This window comes from Nocardia sp. NPDC005746, assembly GCF_040630785.1.
GTDB lineage: Bacteria > Actinomycetota > Actinomycetes > Mycobacteriales > Mycobacteriaceae > Nocardia.
This window is the reverse complement of record NZ_JBEXYE010000003.1, coordinates 58,653-75,550: the sequence shown is the minus strand read 5'-3', so window position 1 is coordinate 75,550 and position 16,898 is coordinate 58,653. Positions and strand designations below refer to the sequence as shown.

Annotated in this window: 17 protein-coding genes; 14 read left to right on the top strand and 3 right to left on the bottom strand. The window is 69.1% G+C overall.

What is annotated here, in order from left to right; all coding sequences use genetic code 11:
- Positions 1 to 234: 234 nt before the first annotated feature.
- A complete protein-coding gene (locus ABZ412_RS06990) occupies positions 235 to 1,272 on the bottom strand; it encodes an iron ABC transporter permease (protein WP_357277325.1) in 1,038 nt (345 codons plus the stop codon).
- A gap of 133 nt (positions 1,273 to 1,405) precedes the next feature.
- Here ABZ412_RS06990 and ABZ412_RS06985 point away from each other — a divergent pair, with 133 nt between their 5' ends.
- Positions 1,406 to 2,110, top strand: a complete 705-nt coding sequence (locus ABZ412_RS06985; RefSeq protein WP_357277323.1) for a hypothetical protein — start codon at positions 1,406 to 1,408, stop codon at positions 2,108 to 2,110.
- A gap of 210 nt (positions 2,111 to 2,320) precedes the next feature.
- Positions 2,321 to 3,358, top strand: a complete 1,038-nt coding sequence (locus ABZ412_RS06980) for a helix-turn-helix domain-containing protein (RefSeq protein WP_357277321.1) — start codon at positions 2,321 to 2,323, stop codon at positions 3,356 to 3,358.
- Positions 3,359 to 3,361: 3 nt separating this feature from the next.
- Here ABZ412_RS06980 and ABZ412_RS06975 read toward each other — a convergent pair whose 3' ends face one another.
- Complete coding sequence (locus tag ABZ412_RS06975; RefSeq protein ID WP_357277318.1) at positions 3,362 to 4,321, bottom strand: helix-turn-helix domain-containing protein; 960 nt, start codon at positions 4,319 to 4,321, stop codon at positions 3,362 to 3,364.
- Positions 4,322 to 5,212: 891 nt separating this feature from the next.
- A complete protein-coding gene (locus ABZ412_RS06970; RefSeq protein WP_357277315.1) occupies positions 5,213 to 5,416 on the bottom strand; it encodes a hypothetical protein in 204 nt (67 codons plus the stop codon).
- Positions 5,417 to 5,946: 530 nt separating this feature from the next.
- Here ABZ412_RS06970 and ABZ412_RS06965 point away from each other — a divergent pair.
- The 12 genes from ABZ412_RS06965 (at position 5,947) to dmpG (ending at position 16,897) form a co-directional block, all read left to right on the top strand.
- Entirely contained in the window at positions 5,947 to 6,780 is an 834-nt protein-coding gene (locus ABZ412_RS06965; RefSeq protein WP_357277313.1) for a helix-turn-helix domain-containing protein, read from the top strand.
- 167 nt (positions 6,781 to 6,947) lie between these two features.
- On the top strand, positions 6,948 to 7,148 hold the full coding sequence (locus tag ABZ412_RS06960; RefSeq protein ID WP_357277311.1) for a cupin domain-containing protein: 201 nt from the start codon (positions 6,948 to 6,950) through the stop codon (positions 7,146 to 7,148).
- 99 nt (positions 7,149 to 7,247) lie between these two features.
- Positions 7,248 to 7,661: a PaaI family thioesterase gene (locus ABZ412_RS06955; protein ID WP_357277309.1), complete on the top strand. Its 414-nt coding sequence runs from the start codon at positions 7,248 to 7,250 to the stop codon at positions 7,659 to 7,661.
- Between the two features lie 128 nt (positions 7,662 to 7,789).
- Positions 7,790 to 8,092 (top strand): urease subunit gamma, encoded by a 303-nt coding sequence (locus ABZ412_RS06950; protein ID WP_357277307.1) that lies wholly within the window; start codon positions 7,790 to 7,792, stop codon positions 8,090 to 8,092.
- A gap of 6 nt (positions 8,093 to 8,098) precedes the next feature.
- Positions 8,099 to 8,410, top strand: coding sequence for an urease subunit beta (locus ABZ412_RS06945; RefSeq protein ID WP_357277305.1), 312 nt, complete (start codon positions 8,099 to 8,101; stop codon positions 8,408 to 8,410).
- Positions 8,410 to 10,131, top strand: a complete 1,722-nt coding sequence (locus tag ABZ412_RS06940; RefSeq protein WP_357277302.1) for an urease subunit alpha — start codon at positions 8,410 to 8,412, stop codon at positions 10,129 to 10,131. Before ABZ412_RS06945 ends, ABZ412_RS06940 begins: the two co-directional genes overlap by 1 nt.
- Positions 10,132 to 10,314: 183 nt before the next feature.
- Positions 10,315 to 11,175, top strand: coding sequence for an alpha/beta fold hydrolase (locus tag ABZ412_RS06935; RefSeq protein ID WP_357277300.1), 861 nt, complete (start codon positions 10,315 to 10,317; stop codon positions 11,173 to 11,175).
- Between the two features lie 2 nt (positions 11,176 to 11,177).
- Positions 11,178 to 12,206 (top strand): VOC family protein, encoded by a 1,029-nt coding sequence (locus ABZ412_RS06930; RefSeq protein WP_357277298.1) that lies wholly within the window; start codon positions 11,178 to 11,180, stop codon positions 12,204 to 12,206.
- The gene (locus tag ABZ412_RS06925; protein WP_357277296.1) at positions 12,203 to 14,116 is read left to right on the top strand and encodes a bifunctional 3-(3-hydroxy-phenyl)propionate/3-hydroxycinnamic acid hydroxylase; all 1,914 of its coding nucleotides are present in this window, start codon (positions 12,203 to 12,205) and stop codon (positions 14,114 to 14,116) included. The genes ABZ412_RS06930 and ABZ412_RS06925 overlap by 4 nt, the downstream gene beginning before the upstream one ends.
- The gene (locus tag ABZ412_RS06920) at positions 14,113 to 14,931 is read left to right on the top strand and encodes a fumarylacetoacetate hydrolase family protein (protein ID WP_357277294.1); all 819 of its coding nucleotides are present in this window, start codon (positions 14,113 to 14,115) and stop codon (positions 14,929 to 14,931) included. The genes ABZ412_RS06925 and ABZ412_RS06920 overlap by 4 nt, the downstream gene beginning before the upstream one ends.
- A complete protein-coding gene (locus tag ABZ412_RS06915; RefSeq protein WP_357277291.1) occupies positions 14,928 to 15,884 on the top strand; it encodes an acetaldehyde dehydrogenase (acetylating) in 957 nt (318 codons plus the stop codon). The genes ABZ412_RS06920 and ABZ412_RS06915 overlap by 4 nt, the downstream gene beginning before the upstream one ends.
- Entirely contained in the window at positions 15,881 to 16,897 is a 1,017-nt protein-coding gene (gene dmpG / locus ABZ412_RS06910) for a 4-hydroxy-2-oxovalerate aldolase (RefSeq protein ID WP_357277289.1), read from the top strand. Before ABZ412_RS06915 ends, dmpG begins: the two co-directional genes overlap by 4 nt.
- Position 16,898 lies beyond the last annotated feature (1 nt).

The window sequence follows — 16,898 nt, the reverse complement described above, 5'->3', positions numbered from 1 at the left end:
TGTGCGTATTGCCCCCGTCGGGCGTGGCCGCCGTGCTGCCGCGCGTCTCGCGCGAGTGCGCGCTCCGCGACCCGGCGTCGTCGATCCCGCCCGCGTTGTGGTGGCTGTCGGCTGGTCCGCGGGAGATGTCGTCCGCTGCGATGGATTCCGGCCGCCGCGTGCTCGTCGACGGGTTTGCCGGCGAGTCGCCCGAGCTCACAGCGTCGGGGGCGGTATTGGGAGGTGTCGGGAGTGTCACAGGCTCACCAGCTTTCGGCGGCGGACGAGCAGGAGGAAGAAGGGTGCGCCGAGGGCTGCGAGGGTGACACCGGCTTGGAGTTCACCGGGGCGGGCGATCAATCGGCCCGCGGTGTCGGCCAGGAGCAGGACGATCGCGCCGAGCAATGCCGAGTAGGGGAGCAGCCAGCGGTAGTCGGGGCCGGTGAACGCCCGGGCCAGGTGGGGGACGATCAATCCGAGGAAGGCGATGGGGCCGACCGCGGCGGTGGCCGTGCCCGCGAGCAGGACGACCGCCGCCAGGCCGAGGGCGCGGCTGCGGGTGATGTCGACGCCGAGGCCGCGGGCCACGTCGTCGCCGAGGCCGAGCAGGTTCAGGGTCGGGGCGCAGGTCAGGGCCAGGATGACGCCGACCGCGAGGAACGGCAGGACCTGCCGGAATGTGGTGGCGTCGTGCCCGGCCACGTCGCCGACCACCCAGTAGCGATAGGTGTTGAGGGCCGTCCCGTCCAGTAGGACAACGATATTGGTCATGGCCTGCAGGAACGCGGTCACGGCCGCGCCCGCGAGGACCAGGCTCAGCGGGCTCGCCTTACCGCCGCCGAGGGCCGAGATGCCGAAGACGACCGCGCCCGCGAGCAGTGCGCCCGCGAACGCGAACCAGATGTACTGCGCCGGGCTGGTCAGCGCGAGCAGGTGGATGCTCAGCGCAGCGAGGAACGCCGCGCCCGCATTGATGCCGAGTAGTCCGGCGTCTGCCAGGGGGTTTCGGGTGTAGCCCTGGATGAGCGCCCCGGCCATGCCGAGCGCGAGCCCGGTGATGAGGGCCAGTCCGGTTCGGGGAAGCCGCAATTCGCGCACGATCTGGGCGGCGGTGTCGGTGGCCGGGCACGAAAGCGGGAGTCCGCCAGGGCAGGTGAGCGCGTCGTAGACGGTTCCGAGACCCAGATTGCGGGTACCCAGGGCGATGCTGGCGGCCAGTGCGCCGAGCAGGAGCACGGCGAGAACGAGAAGTCCGGACAGACGTCGCCGTCTGGTGGTGACTACGGCGGGCACGGTGACGAACTACTCCTGACACGTTCTAGGTCGATAAGTCTGGTAAGCCTAACCTATCTTCTTGTACGCGTTGTCCATGCTCCACGCCTTTGGTCCCCACATTGGCCGAATAGTCGATGAATGAGGAGGTTCGATGCTCGAACCCGTAACCGTGTGCCCGCCGCGCGATTCCAGGCTCGCCTTCGGGACGGCCTGTCACCGCCTGCGCGCCCTGCAACCCGATCACCCGCGTGTCTACGCCGTCGCCGCCATGGTCGACCAGGGCAAACGCAGATGGTGGCGACTCGCCGACGGCATCCGTGAGGGCCGCATCGAACTGATGTACCGGCGCCACGCCGCGGAGATGAGCAATGCCGACATCGCCGCCGAGGTGGTGGCCACCGCGCTGATCCACGCGGTGGTGGGCCGGGTGATGGCCATGGTCGTGTCGGAGGGCCGCGCGTGGGATCCGGGCCTGGAGAACCTGTGGATCCACACCGACAACGACGGCGGCATCGACTGGGCCGGGCTGTCCGACACCACCATTCGCGCGCTGGACGGCGACCCGCTCGCCGGTGAGGACGGTGTGGTGGCGCTGCCGTGCGAGCCGGCGCTCTACGTCTGGCTCGCGCACCGCTGCCTGCCCGCGCTGACTCTGATCCAGGAGGCGATGACGCACTGCTCCGGTCTGGGTGTGCGGCGCTTCTGGGGGCTGGTCGCGGAATCGGTGGTGGGTGCGGCGACCTACGTTCCGGCCCTGGCCAATACGTCCTCCTCCGAGGGCGCGCGTCGCGGCCAGGCCATGCTGGCGGCCTTCGAGGATCGCGGTCTACCGGTGCGCCGCGCCTGCGTCAGGTAGACCTGTTCGTCCGTTCGAACCGCTACGCCACCGGTTTGCTGTAGCCGCCGACTCGGCGACTTACCGCACTCGCCGGGGTCGCGCAAGTAGACTGTGCGGCAAACAATCTTGATGCATTGACGGTGCAATTCATGCGCCGGGGCGGAGGCCGGGCGGGCGATCTGCACGATGGTGTGCTGCCCACTTGCTGCTGCTACTGTTCCGACCGCGGTGCGGGCATCCCGAGGGGTGCCCGCACCGCGTCGTCGGATCGAACTGGTGGAGGCGTGGATGGCGGTCGTGTTCGATACCGCGGCACTGGCCCGGCACGAGCGCGCGGATGCCCTGGCCGCTGTCGCCTCGGAGACCGTGGCCGCCGCCGATGTCCGCTTCGCCGATCGCGGCGGGGCCCACGGCCGCTTGGAAGCCTGGCTGTTCGGGCCGGTGGAAGTGTTGCGGGCCGAGACCACGGGGGTCGATGTGCTCCGGACTCCCAAGCATGTCCGGACCACTCCCGCGGGCCTGTTCTCGGTGACCCGGCAGATCGGCGGCACCCGCATCCACGAACATTTCGGCATTCAGGAGGTGCTCGCGCCGGGGGACTGCGGAGCCATCGACCACGACAACCCATTCGTGTCGGTGATGCGCGGCGCATCGATCAGCGTGAGCCTGCGCATGTCGGTGGACGAGCTGGAACTACCGGGCGACGTCGTGCGCACCGCGGCGCTGGGTCTGCGCCGCAGCTCGCTGTGCCCGCTGGTCTCGTCGTTCATCGTCGACCTCATGACCCGCGCGGACACGATCGAGAACGACCCGGGCGCTGCCGATCTGGGGCGAGCCGGGGTGGATATGGTGCGCGCACTGGTGCTCTCGGCGGCCGGAACCGAACCGGTGGAAGGGATCGGGGCGGGGCTGCCCGCCCCGCTGCTGCTGCGTCAGATGGAGACCTACCTGCGCTTGAATCTGCGCCGTCGCGACCTGACCGCGGCGGAAGTCGCCGCCGCGCACCATATCTCGGTGCGCCGGATGTATCGGCTGTGGTCGGAGCAGGGAGTGTCGATGCAGCAGTGGATCATCGGTGAACGTTTGGAGCTGACGCGTCGCATGCTCGCCGATCCCCGGCACACGGAGCGCACCATCGGCTGGATCGCGCGAGCCGCGGGATTTCGCGACGCGAGCCACTTCACCCGCCGCTTCCGCGCCGCCTACGGCGTCGGCCCGAGCGAATGGCGGGCCGAGGCGCGGCATGCCGGCGGGTCCGCGAGCTAGCGCTCAGGCGGTCGCGGCGGCGTAGCGCCAGTCGCGCGGGGTCATGCCGTACGCCGCCCGGAACCGGCGGGTGAAGTGTGTGGCGTCCCGGAAGCCGACGGTGTGCGCGATGGCGCTGATGGTGCGCCCGCCATGGGCCGGATCCACCAGCAGGGCGCGCGCGGCCGCGAGCCGTTCGCCGATGATCCACTGCTCCAGGCGAATTCCGGCGTTCGCGCACAGCCGGTAGAGGTAGCGGGCGGACATGTTGTGGGCGGCGGCGATCTGCTCGACCTTCAGGTCGGGGTCGTTGAGGTGGCGGCGCACGTAGTTTTGCACCTCGCGGACCACGGCCTGCTGGTGGGCGGGGGTCTCGTCACCGGTCGCGGGTCCGGAGGCGGACAGCAGCAGCGCCCGCACCATCTCGACGCAGCACTGGCCCAGCATGACCGCGGCCGGATCGCGTTCGAGCGCCTCGGCGCCCTCGATGAGTTCGGTGATCTGCCCGGCGATCATGTCGTGCAGCGGGCTGTGCCGCAGCCGGCCGGTGGCGGCGGCGAGGGTCTCGCCCGACACTCCCAGCCGATCGCGCGGGACCGCGATGCACCAGGATTCGCCCAGCCCGTCCCAGCCGACTTCGAAGGGCGTGGCGAAATCCCAGAGGGCGCATTCGCCCGGCGAGGTGACGGTGTGCCGGCCGTTCTGGTAATGATGCCGGACGGCCTGCTTCTGCAAGACCACCGCGACCGCGGACGAGGGTGTTCGCAGTACCTGCGCGGGCGTCCGGCGGACCCGGACGGCCGAGATCTGGATCCGGTGCAGGGTGGCCACCCCGAGCCGCCACTTCTCGTGGCGGGTGACGATGCGTTCCGGTGGATCCAGCAGTTCCGCGTCCACCTGCAGGGCCACCGACTTCGCGAGGTCGGTGACGAGGCCGTGCCGATTCTCGATCGGGCACGACTCCGCATCCAAAAGGACAGCCATCTCAACTCCCCTCGGAACTCGCCCCCACTCGAGTTCCAGCTTCGTGCTGAACATTACGAACGGCCTGATTTTAGAAAGTTCCAGGCCAACTCCCCGCATGCGCGGAGCGGCCATTACGAGGAGTGCAGTGCTGAAAAGTCAGGCAATTAGAACTGGACGGTCAAGTGACCAGTGATTTCGTCACCCTGACTCGCCTCTGTGTGCCATTCGCCCGGCACACAGAGGCGACAATCGTGCGCCCACAGCAAATTTGCGAGCGCCACACCCGTGTCGGTTACCGGTTCACGACCCCGGCCGGTCGGAGCGTTATCGGTGCACGGCAGGCAAGATTCGCGGCACTCAGGGCCGACAATGTGCGACACACATATTCGCGATGCGCGGCATCGATGGGCGCCCGCGAGGCACTCAGAGCACGACCTCACCGACGCAGGGGGAAGCGCTGTGAGGATTGCGCGGAGTCCAGGAGCCGACCCGACACGCATGGTGGGGCGAAGGCACAGGTGCAGACCCCGTCCGAGATAGACGATTTCGACCCCCGTGCCCCTGTCACTTGCAGGCCGGTCGTCCGACCTGGGCGGGTGGCGCGGGTGGGCAGCCACGTGGGCGGGGACGTTCACCGCGACCATCGCCCCCCGAGTACTTTTCCGGCAAGGAGCCGGGTCCGTCGACCCCGAGCCGAAGCGCGGACCCGATCCCGGACACGCCTCGGCCCCCGCGCCGGATCGTTCGGCGGCGGGGGCCGGGTGCTTTCAGTGTGCCGTGTCCACCAACGCGAGGTCGTGAAATCCGTTGGCCGGCACTGTTGCCGGGGTGGGCTCCGCGTCGATCGCGGCGGGCGCGGCGAGTCCGTGCCGGCCAGCACGCCGCCGGCGAACAGCGCCAGATCCAGTGTCACCGGCCGGGTCCGGGCGAGTTCCTCCCAACTCGGTGCGGGTCGCGCAGCAGGTCGGAGATGCGGCCGTGGCCGCGCAGGGCGGCGACGGCGTCGATGTCGGCGAGAACCGCGGACAGCCGCGGGTCCTCGGTCAGGGCGGCGAGAGCGCCGGGTTGATACGACCCCTGGCCGGGGAGGACTACGGCGCTACGGGTGCTCATCGAAACTCCTTGGCGGTGTTCGCTTGTTCAGGAATGCGATGGAGATGTGCCGAACGGTCCACACCCGCGGTGCGCTGGCAATCGCGCTGGGCCTACGCCCGGACAACGGTGTGCGACAACTGGTGTCGATGTGCGGGTGAATCCTGGACCGCCAGGGTGCGGGCGTCGATGCCGTGGCATGGACGCGTTCCACGGATGGTTTTCTCGCGGCCGGCCGCACGATCACCGTGCAGGCGGGTCGTCGTCGACGGCCGGCCGCGTTGTGGAACCGGGCGGCGAGGCGGCTCACTGCGTCGCCCACCCGAATCGACCATAGGGCGCGCCGGAGTCGAAGCCCATGACCGTGAGTGCACAGCAGTCGACTCAGAGTGTCTGCGCGCCAATCCGGTTCCCCACCCGGCGCGGCTTCCAAACCGAGTGGTCGCTGTGAGTCGATTGGCTGGCACGCACAGCACCCTTGGTACTCGGTCGTACACATAACTTGATTGGTGTTCGGGGTCACAGCCATAGCTGAAAGGAGCGGGAGACGCATGACGAACATGCAAGGCGTAGCGACGATTTCGATCGCGGATACACCGGTTGTGCGCGAGCCGGGCCGCCTGACATCGGATATCGACGCCGCGGCCGTGCAACCGCCGAGCTTCGGCGCGGTCCTGCGGCGGTTGCGCGACGAGCGCCGGGTGTCACGCGAACGCCTGGGCATGGCGGCCGGTGTCAGCGCCAGCTACATCACCCACCTGGAACTCGGCCGCCGCGGTCGCCCCACCCAGGCCGTCGTCGAAGCCTTGTGCGGCTGCCTCGACCGGGTCCAGCCGGTCTCGCACCGGTCGCGGCGTTACTTGTACGACCTGGCCGGACTGCCCGACCCCGCCGCCCCGGACGTCGCCGAACTGCGCGCGGCCATCACCCCGGACCGGCTGCGCCGACTCGAGCGACTCGCCCCCGATCCCGCGGGCTACTTCGATTCCCGCTGGCACGTCCTGGCATTGAACGACGCCGCGCGCCGCGCCTTCCCCGGCCTGACCGAGAGCGGCAACTGGCTCATCTGGCTCCTCGACGACCCTCGCGCCGCGACCGCCCTACTCGACCGCGAAGCCGCCGCCCACGCCTCGGTATCGGTGCTGCGCGCCCGCATCGCCGCCTTCGACGTCCCCGACTGGTCCGGCGACTACCTGCGCGCCCTGGGCCGAAACCCCGAATTCCGCCGCCTGTGGTCGCGAGCCCAAGACCTGGACCACCCCGGCGACCGACTCATCCGACTCCGCACCCCCCGTGGCGAGACCCCCTTGGACATGCAGCTCTACGACGTCGAAAGCGCCCGCTACCCAGGCTGGATCCGCATGCTGTGGGGCATGACCGACTGACCCGACCCACCCGAATACAGAGGTGGTGGGCTCTGTCGACCGATCACTCTCGACAGAACCCACCACCGGCAGCGGATCGGGGGCCACCGCAGCCCTCGGGGCCTCCCACGATCCTGACGCCGAAACCGAGTATAGGTCAGGCTTACCTAACTCGCAAGCGCCTATTGTTGCGCCTCGATCGCAACGGCCCCGCCTTCGCTGTCTTCGTCGGGCCGTCCGAGCGGCCGATCGGTGGTGCGATCGGCGGGATCTCCGAGTCGCTGAACACGGGCGATTCCATCTTCTTTCGGGCCGACGCGGATCACGGCTTCGCGAACCGGACGAACGCTCCCTGCGAATACATCATGATCATCTCGCGCAGATCGTGATCGGCCGCGGCTGCCGAGCCCGGGGTCCCCGGTAGCGGGTGGGTCGCGGGGATGTGCAAATGTGTGCATATGAGCGACGACTTCTCTTCGATCAAATCGATGGCTGATGTGACGCCCGAGCTGATGAACAAGCTCAGTGAGGGGACGTTCACCGATCTCATCGGGTTGAAGTTCACCGAGTTGAGCGGGGACGGGGTGGCGGCGGAGTGGGTGGTGACGCCGCAGCTGTATCAGCCTGCCGGGATCGTCAACGGCGGCGTGTACTGCACGGTGATCGAGACGCTGGCGAGTGTGGCCGGCGGGGCGTGGCTGGGTGACCGCGGCACCGTGGTCGGCGTGAACAACAACACCGACTTTCTGCGGGCGGTGCGCGAGGGGAAGTTGAGCGGGGTGGCGACGCCGATCCATCGGGGGCGCTCGCAGCAGTTGTGGCAGGTCGTCATCACCGATGAGCAGGAGCGGACGGTGGCTCGCGGGCAGGTGCGGTTGCAGAACCTCAGTCCGCAGAACTGAGTCGGGCGCAGCCGGATTCGGTGGTCCGGACGCGGGGACGGAAAATCGTATATCTCCGAAACATGCTGGTAACGCGGGTCGTGCCAGAATGACCGACGATCCGTCCCCGTGATTGCCGAGGAGCCCGCATGCGACTGACGCCGCACGAGCAGGAACGCCTGCTGTTGAGTTACGCGGCCGAGTTGGCGCGGCGGCGGCAGGCGCGCGGGTTGAAACTCAATCATCCCGAGGCGATCGCGCTCATCACCGATCATGTGCTCGAGGGTGCGCGGGACGGGCGCACGGTAGCCGAGTTGATGGCCTCCGGGCGCACCGTGCTGACCCGCGACGACGTCATGGACGGCATTCCCGAGATGATCCACGATGTGCAGGTCGAGGCCACCTTCCCCGACGGCACGAAGCTCGTCACCGTCCACCACCCGATCGGATGACGCGCGATGATTCCTGGTGAATACCTTTGTGCCGAGGGCACGATCGAGCTCAACGCCGGCGCGGATCGCGTCGAACTCGAAGTCGTGAACACCGGTGACCGGCCGGTGCAGGTCGGCTCGCACGTGCATTTCCCGCAGGCCAACTCCGCGCTCGAGTTCGACCGCGACTCCGCGCACGGCCACCGTCTCGACATTCCGGCCGGTACCGCGGTGCGGTTCGAACCCGGTCTGGGGCAGCGGGTTTCGCTGATTCCCCTCGGTGGCGATCGCGAAGTGCACGGAATCAGCCTCACCCCTCCCGGAAAGCTGGATGCCTGATGGCCGAACTCTCTCGCGCCCGATACGCCGAACTGTTCGGGCCCACCGTCGGCGACCGCATCCGGCTCGCCGACACCGACCTGCTCATCGAGATCACCGAGGACCGCAGCGGCGGACCGGGGCTCGCCGGTGACGAGGCCGTGTTCGGCGGCGGCAAGGTGCTGCGCGAATCCATGGGCCAGGCGCGTGCCACCCGCGCCGAGGGCACCCCGGACACCGTCATCACCGGCGTGGTGATCGTCGACTACTGGGGAATCATCAAGGCCGACATCGGTATTCGTGACGGCCGCATCGTCGCCATCGGCAAGGCCGGGAACCCGGACACCATGAGCGGTGTGCACCCGGACCTGGTGGTCGGTCCGTCGACCGAGATCATTGCCGGCAATGGCCGCATCGTCACCGCGGGCGCCATCGACTGCCACGTGCATTTCATCTGCCCGCAGATCCTCGACGAGGCCATGGCGGGCGGCATCACCACCCTGGTCGGCGGCGGCACCGGCCCGGCCGAGGGCTCCAAGGCCACCACCGTCACCCCGGGCGCCTGGCATCTGGCCCGCATGCTGGAGTCCACCGACTCCTGGCCGGTGAACATCCTGCTGCTGGGCAAGGGCAACACGGTGCGTGAGGACGCGCTGTGGGAGCAATTGCGCGGCGGCGCGGGCGGTTTCAAACTGCACGAGGACTGGGGCACCACCCCGGCCGCCATCGACCGCTGCCTCACCGTCGCGGACGCCTCCGGCGTGCAGGTGGCCTTGCACTCGGACACCTTGAACGAGGCGGGATTCGTGGAGGACACCCTGGCGGCGATCCGCGGCCGGGCCATCCACTCGTATCACACCGAGGGCGCGGGCGGCGGCCACGCACCCGACATCATCACCGTCGCTTCGCATCTCAACGTGCTGCCCAGTTCCACCAACCCGACCCGGCCGCACACCATCAACACCCTCGACGAGCACCTGGACATGCTCATGGTGTGCCACCACCTGAGCCCGTCCATCCCCGAGGACCTGGCGTTCGCGGAGTCCCGCATCCGCCCCTCCACGATCGCCGCCGAGGACCTCCTGCACGATCTGGGCGCGATCTCCATGATCGGCTCCGACGCCCAGGCCATGGGCCGCATCGGCGAGGTGGTCATGCGCACCTGGCAGACCGCGCACGTCATGAAGCGCCGCCGCGGCGCCCTGCCCGGCGACGGCGCCGCCGACAACAACCGCGTGCAGCGCTACGTCGCGAAATACACCATCTGCCCGGCGGTTACGCACGGCCTGGACGCCGAGATCGGTTCGGTCGAGGTCGGCAAACTGGCCGATCTGGTGCTGTGGGAGCCCGCCTTCTTCGGCGTCCGCCCGCACGCCGTCATCAAGGGCGGCGCGATCGCCTGGGCCGCCATGGGCGACGCCAACGCCTCCATCCCGACCCCGCAGCCGGTCCTCCCGCGCCCCATGTTCGGCGCCGCCCCGAGCGTGACGGCCTCGACCTCCCTGCACTTCGTCTCCGAACAAGCCATCGAGGACGGCCTGGCCGACCGCCTGCGCGTCGACCGGAAACTGGTCCCCGTGGCCAATGTCCGCCGCCGCACCAAGGCCGACCTCCCGAATAACGAGGCCATGCCCCGCATCGAGGTCGATCCCGACACCTTCACCGTCCGCATCGACGGCGAGGTCTGGAGCGAGCAACCCGCCACCGAACTCCCGATGGCCCAGCGCTACTTCCTGTTCTGAGTCACGCTCTTCCCCGGTCTCGGGGAGGACGAACACCGCATCGAACGCCAATGCCCGATGGGCATTGGCGTTCTTTCGTCTGCGGACACCCCACCCCGCGGTTCTGATGATTTCATCATTTTCCTCTTGACAGAGGAAACGGTCGTAACTGATGATTTCATCAACAACGGTACGGAGGTGGCGATGACGAGCATCGATTGCGAGCTGGCCGAACGGACGGTCCGGGTCGGCGGCCGCGAGATCCAGGTCGGCGAGACCGGATCGGGACCGGCGGTCGTGCTGCTGCACGGCGGCGGGCCGGGCGCGACCGGGATCGCGAACTATTCGCGCAATATCGGCGAGCTGGCCCGCCGGTTCCGCGTGATCGTGCCGGACCTGCCCGGATACGGGCGGTCCGAAAAGTGGATCGACCACTCGGATCCGTTCGGATACCTCGGGCGGTCGATCGGAGGGCTGCTCGACGAACTCGGGATCGACTCCGCGCATCTGGTCGGGAACTCCTACGGCGGGGCGGCCGCCCTGCGCCTCGCGCTGGATCGGCCCGACAAGGTCGGCCGCCTGGTGCTCATGGGCCCCGGCGGCGTCGGCACCACCCGGACCTTGCCGACCGCCGGGCTGAACGCGCTGCTGGGCTACTACCAGGGCGAGGGCCCCAGTCGCGACAAGCTGCGCCGATTCATCCGGGAGTACCTGGTCTTCGACGGCGGCACAGTGCCCGAGGAACTGATCGAACAGCGCTACGCGGCCAGCGTCGATCCCGATGTCGTGGCCAACCCGCCCCTGCGCCGCCCGTCGGGTCCGCTGGCGCTGCGGACGTTGTGGCGCATGGATTTCACCCGCGACTCGCGGCTGCGCGCGCTCGCCCATCCCACCTTGGTGATCTGGGGTGCGAACGACAGGGTCAATCGTCCCGAGGGTGGGCGAATGCTCGCCGACACCATGCCGAACTGCGACCTGTATCTGGCGGCGAACACCGGCCACTGGGTGCAGTGGGAGCGCGCCGAGCTGTTCAACACCCTCGCGGCCGCGTTCCTCGGGGACTGATCATGAGCGAGTTCCTCCGACCCAGCATCGACGGATCGGTATTCGGCGCCGTCCACCTCGGATACATCGTGGTGCGATCCAACCGGCTGCCGCAGTGGCGGCGCTTCGGCGCGGACGCCATCGGCCTGCACGTCGACGAGATCGACGGCGGCGCACTGCGTTTCCGGCTCGACGATCGCGAATGCCGGTTCCTGGTCGAGCGAGGTCCCGCCGAGGACGTGACCGCCATCGGCTGGCAGATCGACGATCACCAGACCTTCGACCGAATCCTGGCCCGCGTCGCCGACCGAGGCGTTCCGATCACCGAGGGCGGTGCGGACGAAGCCGCCTTGCGCGGGGTGGAACGTCTGTGGCGCTTCGCCGGGCCGAAAGGCCTCGCGCAGGAGATCTTCACGATACCGGTGTCCGCCGCTCCGGCCCCGCTGCGCATGCTGAGTTCCGGCTGGGTCACCGGGGAGGCAGGGCTCGGGCACGTGGCCATCGTGTCGCGGGAACCGGAGGCCATGCGCGCCTACTACCGGACCGTCTTCGATTCCCGCCTCACGGATTTCATCGACGAGAACGTGTCCGGCCTGCGGATGAAGATCCGATTCCTGCGGGTCAACGAACGCCACCACTCGATCGCCATCGCCAATATTCGCGGTCTCAAGATCGACCCGCTGCGAACGCGGGTGCAGCACATCAATATCCAGTCCGCGACCCTCGACGACATGCTCGCCGCGTTCCGGCGGGTCACCGAACAGGGCTTCCGCATGCAGTGGTCGGTCGGCCAGCACACCAATGACCGGGAGCTGTCCTTCTACTGCGTGACCCCCTCCGGATTCGAACTCGAGGTCGGCTGGAACCCGGTGGTCATCGGGCCCGAACTCGAATCCACCTGGGAGCCCGCGACCTACCAGGGCATCAGTAGCTGGGGCCACACGCCGGTGGGGGCGACCGTGCTCGACAAGTTCACCCAATTCCGGCAGGCGTTGCGGACCGCCGCCACACCCGAGATCACCGTCCCGCAGTTGACCGGAGGACCCCGATGACAGACACCGGCTACGACGTGGTGATCGTCGGTCTCGGACCCACCGGCCTCACCCTGGCGAACCTGCTCGGGCGGCGCGGAACCAGCGTGCTCGTCCTCGAACGCGAACCCGATTTCTACGGCATGGCCCGCGCCGTCTACACCGACGACGAGGGCCTGCGGATCTTCCAGACCGCCGGGGCCGCAGACGAACTGGCCGCCGACATGAACGCCGACTCGGTCGTGCAATGGGTGCGCGGCGACGGCCGGATCCTGGCCCAGTTCCAGCGCACCGACCGACCGCTGGGCTGGCCGATCGTGAACTTCCTGTACCAGCCGTACCTGGAGAACACCCTCGAACGCGCCCTGGACCGATACCCGCACGTCACTGTCCTCCGCGGTCGCGAAGTCCTCGACTTCGACCAGGACGCCGACGGAGTCACCGTCGAGCACGCGCGCTGCCACGGGACGGGATATGGCAAGAACCCGCCCGACACCGACCGGCAGACCGCCGAGAGCGTCCGCGCGCGTTTCCTGATCGGCTGCGACGGTGGCCGCAGCGTGGTGCGCACGGCGCTCGGAATCGACATGAGCGGCACCAGTTTTCCCGAACGCTGGCTGGTCGTGGACCTGAAGGCCCGCGAGGGCGCGAACCCGTTCGCGCACCTGCCGTACTTCGACTTCGTCTGCGACCCGGCCCTGCCGATCGTGTCCTGCCCGCAGCCGGGCGGCCACCACCGCTTCGAGTTCATGCTCACCGACAGCCAGACCAAGGAGGACATGGAGAGTCCGGACACGGTGCGCCGCCACATCTCCCGCTTCGTCGACCCCGACCGGGTCGAGGTCGTGCGCAATCTCGTGTACACCTTCAATGCCGTGGTCGCCGACCGCTGGCGCGACGGGCGCGTCCTGATCGCGGGCGACGCCGCCCACATGACGCCGCAATTCATCGGCCAGGGCATGAACTCCGGTGTCCGCGACGCGGACAATCTCTCCTGGAAGCTCACCGCCATCCTCGAACACGGTGCGGACCACCGCATCCTGGACACCTACGAGACCGAGCGCCGCCCGCACGCCAAGGCGATGATCGACCTGTCGGTCCTCAACAAACACCTGGTGTCCCTGGGGAACCCGTTTCTCGCCGCAGTCCGCGACATCGGGCTGGCCACGGCCGTGCGGCTGCCGGTGGTGGGCGGCTGGATCCGCGCCGCGAGGATGAAGCCAACACCCCGATTCCGGCGTGGGGCGTATCTGGGACTGCCGCGGCGGGGTTGGCGCGGCAACGAGGGCACGCTCGCGCCGCAGCCGATGGCCCGCACTCACGACGGCCGCGCCATCCGCTTCGATGAGGCGCTGGGCCTGGGCTTTTCGCTGCTCGGCTACGGCGTCGATCCGCGGGCGGAGTTGAGCGCCGACGAGCTGGCCGCACTGCGGGCCGTGGGCACCCGATTCGTCATGGCTTTCCCCCGCGGCGGGCGACCGCAGGGCCACCCCGGTGAGTGGAACCGGGAGGACGAGAACGTCGCCGACATCGAGGACCACACCGGCGCGCTGATGAGATGGCTCGCCAAGGGCGGTGCGCGGCATGGCAGCGTGACCTTGCTCCGGCCCGACCGCTTCGTTTTCGGCACGGTCGAGCAAGGCCGGGCCGGGGAGCTCGTGGCCGCGCTCCGCACGCAATTGTTCGCAGTGGGGGGCGGACCCGCCGAGCCGCCTGTCACAGAACCGGACGTCCCGCCCGAGGATTCGCCGATCCGGGAATCGGCGTACTCCGGCGGGTCCGGGCCACGTAACCCGTTGGGTGCGGCGGCCGACCGATCACCGCGCGCGTCACAGCGGACCAGGCCGGAGAGCGTGCGCCGCAATGACATGGACAGCGCACACGCACCGGATGGGGCGGGCGTGCTGCTCGGATCGGAGGAGAGCCGATGACAACGATCGCGGTCGAGTCGGACCGGGTACGGGCGGCCGCCGAGCGGCTTTCACGCGCCGTGACCGGTGGCGAACCTGTCGCTCCGGTGCGGGATCTCATCGGGCACGACGATGTAGCGACCGCGTACGCGGTGCAGCGCATCGGAGTTCGGGAACGGGTGGCGGCAGGGGCCCGGGTGGTGGGGCGCAAGATCGGGCTCACCGCGCCCGCCGTGCAGCGGCAACTGGGCGTGGATCAGCCCGACTTCGGGGTGCTGTTCGACGACATGGATGCCGGTGCGACGCCGGCGGGGCGGCGACCCAGGCTGCTGCAACCCAAGATCGAGGCCGAAGTGGCCTTCGTGCTCGGCACGGATCTCGACGCGGAGGATCTGGACGTGGCCGGCGTGCGCGGGGCCGTGGACTACGCGGTCGCGGCGCTCGAGATCGTGGACAGCCGGATCACCGGCTGGGACATCACTTTCGCCGACACCGTCGCCGACAACGCGTCGAGCGGCTGGTACGTCCTGGGCGGAGAGCGTCTCTCGCTCGGGGCGTTCGAGCCACGCGACGTCGTCATGAGTATGACCGTCGACGGGGAGATCGTGTCCACCGGAACAGGTTCCGCGTGTCTCGGCGATCCGCTCAACGCCCTGGCCTGGCTGGCGCGAACCGCACGCGACTTCGGGGAACCGCTGCGCGCGGGGGAGACCGTGCTGTCGGGGGCGCTGGGACCGATGGCCGCGCTGCGCCCCGGCGCACGGGTCCGATCCGAACTTTTCACCGGCACCACGCTGCTCGGTGCCGTCGACTTCACGCTGGAGGAGGAGCAATGAGCCGCACCAAGGTAGCCGTCATCGGCTCGGGCAATATCGGCACCGATCTGATGATCAAGGTGCTGCGGTTGTCGCATTCGTTGGAGATGGCCGCCATGGTGGGCATCGATCCGGCTTCCGACGGGCTGGCCCGCGCGGCGCGACTCGGTGTTCCGGTCACCGCGGACGGTGTGGACGGGCTGATCGCCATGCCGCACTTCGGCGAGATCGACATCGTCTTCGACGCCACGTCCGCCGGTGCGCACCACACCAATTCGGCCGCGCTCGCACCGCACGGCAAACGCCTGATCGATCTGACACCGGCGGCGCTGGGCCCCTTCGTGGTCCCGGCGGTCAATCTGGACGCGCACCGGAACGCGATGAACGTGAACATGGTGACCTGCGGCGGACAGGCGACGATCCCGGTCGTCGCCGCCATCTCCCGGGTGACCGCGGTGGCCTACGCCGAGATCGTGGCCTCGATCGCCTCGAGATCCGCGGGTCCGGGTACTCGCGCGAATATCGACGAGTTCACCGAAACCACCTCGCGCGCCATCGAAGACGTCGGCGGCGCGGCGCGCGGCCGGGCGATCATCGTCCTCAATCCGGCCGAGCCGCCGCTGATCATGCGCGACACCGTGCTGGCGCTCATCGACGATCCCGACTCCGAACTCGAAGCGGCCGTGCGGGACTCGATCACGGCCATGGTGGCCGAGGTCGCGGCCTACGTGCCCGGCTACCGGCTCAAACAAGACGTCCAGATCACGCCGCTGGCCCCGGACACCGCGCGGCGCACGCTGACCGGGAACGCCCCCGTCACCCACCAGGTGTCGGTCTTCCTCGAGGTGGAGGGCGCGGCCCACTACCTGCCCGCCTACGCCGGAAACCTCGACATCATGACCTCGGCCGCGCTGCGGGTCGCCGAACGCTTTGCCACGACCGCGATCACGCCGACCCCGGAGCCCGTCCGATGACCGGCCTGTACCTGCAAGACGTGACCCTGCGCGACGGCATGCACGCGCTCCGGCACCGCATCGGCCCGCGGACCGTCGCCGCCATCGCCGCCGCCCTGGACGCGGCCGGAGTCGACGCGGTGGAAGTGGCCCACGGCGACGGCCTGCACGGCGGCAGCCTCACCTACGGCCCCGGCAGCCACACCGATCGGGAATGGCTGGAAGCCGCCGCGGGCGCGCTCACCCGTGCCAGGCTCACCACGCTGCTGTTGCCCGGCATCGGCACCGTCGCCGACCTGCGCCGCGCCCACGACCTCGGGGTGCGTTCGGTCCGGGTGGCCACCCACTGCACCGAGGCCGATATCGCCGCCCAGCACATCGCGTGCGCCCGCGACCTCGGGATGGACGTCTCCGGATTCCTGATGATGAGTCACCTGAACAGCCCCGAGGGGCTGGCCGGGCAGGCGAAACTGATGGAATCCTATGGCGCGCAGTGCGTCTACGTCACCGACTCCGGCGGTCGCCTCACCATGGGCGGCGTGCGGGACCGGGTCCGTGCGTATCGCGATGTACTGGACGACGCGACCGAGATCGGCATCCACGCGCACCAGAATCTGTCTCTCGCGGTGGCCAACAGCGTCGTCGCGGTGGAACAGGGCGCTACCCGGGTCGATGCCTCCCTCGCGGGTCTCGGTGCGGGCGCGGGCAATACACCCCTGGAGGCCTTCGTCACGGTCGCCGACCTGTCCGGGTGGGAGCACCGCGCTGATCTGGACGCGCTCACCGATGCCGCCGACGATCTGATCCGTCCGCTGCTCGAACGACCGGTGCAGGTCGATCGCGAGACCCTGACCCTCGGCTACGCGGGCGTGTACTCGAGCTTCCTGCGGCACGCCGAACAGGCTTCCGGCACCTATGGCGTCGACGTGCGGACACTGCTGGTGGAGGCAGGACGCCGCGGCCTGGTGGGCGGCCAGGAGGACATGCTCGCCGATATCGCCCTCGACCTGATCGCGGAGGACGCGCGGCGATGAA